The 2,724-nt window shown below is 45.8% G+C and carries 3 protein-coding genes; 2 read left to right on the top strand and 1 reads right to left on the bottom strand.

Annotation, left to right across the window (positions count from 1 at the left end):
* Nucleotides 1-938 precede the first annotated feature (938 nt).
* Together G7Y52_RS14720 and G7Y52_RS14725 are read left to right on the top strand one after the other, a co-directional pair.
* Entirely contained in the window at nucleotides 939-1,259 is a 321-nt protein-coding gene (locus G7Y52_RS14720) for an HNH endonuclease signature motif containing protein (protein WP_165073212.1), read from the top strand.
* 1 nt (nucleotide 1,260) lies between these two features.
* Nucleotides 1,261-1,650, top strand: coding sequence for a hypothetical protein (locus tag G7Y52_RS14725; RefSeq protein ID WP_165073214.1), 390 nt, complete (start codon nucleotides 1,261-1,263; stop codon nucleotides 1,648-1,650).
* A gap of 476 nt (nucleotides 1,651-2,126) precedes the next feature.
* On the opposite strand, the gene G7Y52_RS14730 is transcribed toward G7Y52_RS14725, so the two are convergent.
* Nucleotides 2,127-2,724: site-specific integrase (locus tag G7Y52_RS14730; protein WP_206215346.1), on the bottom strand; the 598-nt coding region annotated here is incomplete at its 5' end.

Below are 2,724 nucleotides of genomic sequence, written 5' to 3' on the forward strand. Positions count from 1 at the left end.
TTCCGCCGAAAGTCGGTCGTTGTTTCACGAAGTCTGCACATGGTTGACTTGACGATGGCTCTTTTTGCCAAGTTTCATGTAAATGGAACTCTGGATGATATTAAAACGTTATTTAGTTAATACTCTCCTCAGGGGATACGGTGCACAAAGCCATGCTCAGAATAATGGTACGACCATAGGTATCACCGAGACTTTGCATCAGTCTGGTAATCTTGGACAAATTCAAGGGGATGCCAGTAGGAAAATAGCTGGGAATTGGAAGGTATCGTATAGTACCTATCCTGATGGGAAACTGTATTCTTCTGTGCGTGAAGGCTATCGAGGAGGGGGAGGCTCTTCAGCAGGCTCAAGAACATATTTGGACACTTCTCGCATTACGCCAACGGGAAATGAAAACAGGCCGGTAAACATGGCGGTACGCTACCTGGTGCGTGCCCGGCCATGAGCTTACCCGGAACTGTTTGCGCTTGTGGGCGGCAATGTGCCGGATTACCGAGGGTTGTTTTTGCGGGGGCATGGGAGCCAGGCGAGCACGCACTATGGCGTGGTGACGCATCAGAGCGGAGGGCTGGGGCAACTCCAGGGGGATTCTATACGAAATATCACTGGCCGATTTGGAGGTCACGCTCTCGGATGGTATGGCGGGTTTGGTTCAGGACCATTTTATTCCTATTCTTCAGGAGATCGTGGTTCGGCTGGAAATGGCATAGGAACGTCTTGGGGGTTTGACGTTTCAAGGGCCACACCTACAGCTCAGGAAATCCGTCCGGTAAATCGGGCTGTGCGCTACCTTATTCGAGCCCGGCCATGATTGACGAACAAGCCAAAAGCGAATATAATTATAATAAAAAAATAGTTTTTCCAGACAACGGCCTATTAATTATAGCAACTTATCATGGTATATAGCTTTCTATTCAGCTTAAAAGGTGTTCCAGAATATGATTAAAAAAAGAGTAAAAATACCTGAAAATATTATTACTGAATTACTGTATTTATGCAGAAATACGTGTTGTGTTTGCGGAACACGCGGGAGACCACTTCAAATACATCATATTGATGAAGATCCATCAAATAATAGGATAGAAAATTTAATTCCATTGTGCTTAGACTGCCATGCTTCAGCTCATACTAAATGTACTATTGGCAGTCTATACAATAAAAAATTGCTGAAAAAATATAGAAATGAATGTATAAAATTTTATATTGAAGCTAACAAAGAAGCAAAGAGGGTTTTCATCAAAAATAAAATTGGAGTTTAATATGAAAATAGATTTTAATGCTCTAGAAAAAATAGAATATAAGCTTAAAAATGCAAATAGCACTTTTGATATGAATTGGGCAATAAATAAAAAAATTGAGATATTAAGAACTATTATATTGGAAATTTTATCTGTGTATTATCCAAATATTTCGCTTTCAGGAAATAATGAAAAGTTTTTAGATTCTAAAATTGAATCTAGCAGGATATGGGCAACAAGTTTCTATTACGATGGAATGAAAATTACTGGCACAATGATAGGTCAGCTTGTTGGTGGAACCATCGTAGGCGATCTTGAAAGAATGTTAAGATTATGTTTGTCATCTGAAATATTTGATGAAGAAGATGAGGCAATAGAGCTAAAAAAACATCTCAACTTGCTATTAAGCTAGAAGTACGCTGCGCCTTGGATAGCCGTGCCCGTTCCTTATATTCCGATTCTCCCCGCCCGGCAACGCTTTCTACGGCAGTGCCGCGCGTACCCGGAACTGTTTGCGCTTGTGGGCGGGCGAGTTTCCGATTTGCGCGGCCAGTTCCTGCGGGGGCATGGGGGAAATTCCGCAGGGCTGGGAGCGCATCAGGGGCACGCTACAAGAAATTATAGGTGTCTGTTATATTTGGACGGGGTTTGGAGCAGATTTACGAGCAAGTGGAGCATTCGTCTGGAACAGCTCATGGGGAATTTCAGCACCTGCCGCTTCATGGGGAGGATGGTAGGGTCAGTCACCTTTTGTCGGAAAAAACAAGCCAAGCTCGGGAAAACTATTTTTGCGATTTGCATAATCCTACCACTCCCGCCAGAAAGCCCCATATGCTACAGCATCTCCAAACGGGGAAAAACCTTTGGCGGCTCTGGCGTATGACGGCTTCAGACCAGAATACTTTCGATGATCGACAGCTTTTCGCTTTCCTGTCCGGGAAAGAGGTGCGCGTACCTCATCGTCATGGTGATATTTTTATGACGCATCAGCTTTTGCAGCTCCATGAGCGTGACCTGCCCGGACTGCGCCAACCACGAGGCGAAGGTGTGCCGCATGGTGTGCAGGGTAATGGCGTACAGGCTGTCGCCGTCCTCAGGGGCCAGGTTGAGCTTCCTGACTGCGGTTTGGAAGCAAGCCGGAGTTTTTTTAAACGCGGCCTTTTTCCTGGGCTGCTGGAAGATCGGTTCAGCAGACTTGCGATTGTAGGCCTGGAGCATTCTGATCATATCTTCCGGCACACGGACGAAAACCCGTTTTCCTCCTTTCTGGAGGATGTAGAGGCCGCAGGCGTTGGCGTCCACATCCTGCCCCTTGAGTTTGAACATTTCGGTAGGCCGGAGGCCGGTTCGCAGGGAAAGCAAAACCATATCGTGCAACTGCGGATGCCGCTTTTCAAGGTCATCCAGAAGAGCTTTGGCTTCATCCCGCGTGAGGAAGCGCAATCGTTCATTATTGGGCTTGACCATTTTCCATGTGCCTCCCCTG

This window comes from Desulfovibrio sp. ZJ200, from assembly GCF_011039095.1.
In the GTDB taxonomy this organism is placed as follows: domain Bacteria; phylum Desulfobacterota; class Desulfovibrionia; order Desulfovibrionales; family Desulfovibrionaceae; genus Desulfovibrio.

Coding starts and splice junctions, on each gene's coding strand:
- G7Y52_RS14725 (WP_165073214.1), top strand. CDS start 1,261: ATGAAAATAGATTTTAATGCTCTAGAAAAAATAGAATATAAGCTTAAA.
- G7Y52_RS14720 (WP_165073212.1), top strand. CDS start 939: ATGATTAAAAAAAGAGTAAAAATACCTGAAAATATTATTACTGAATTA.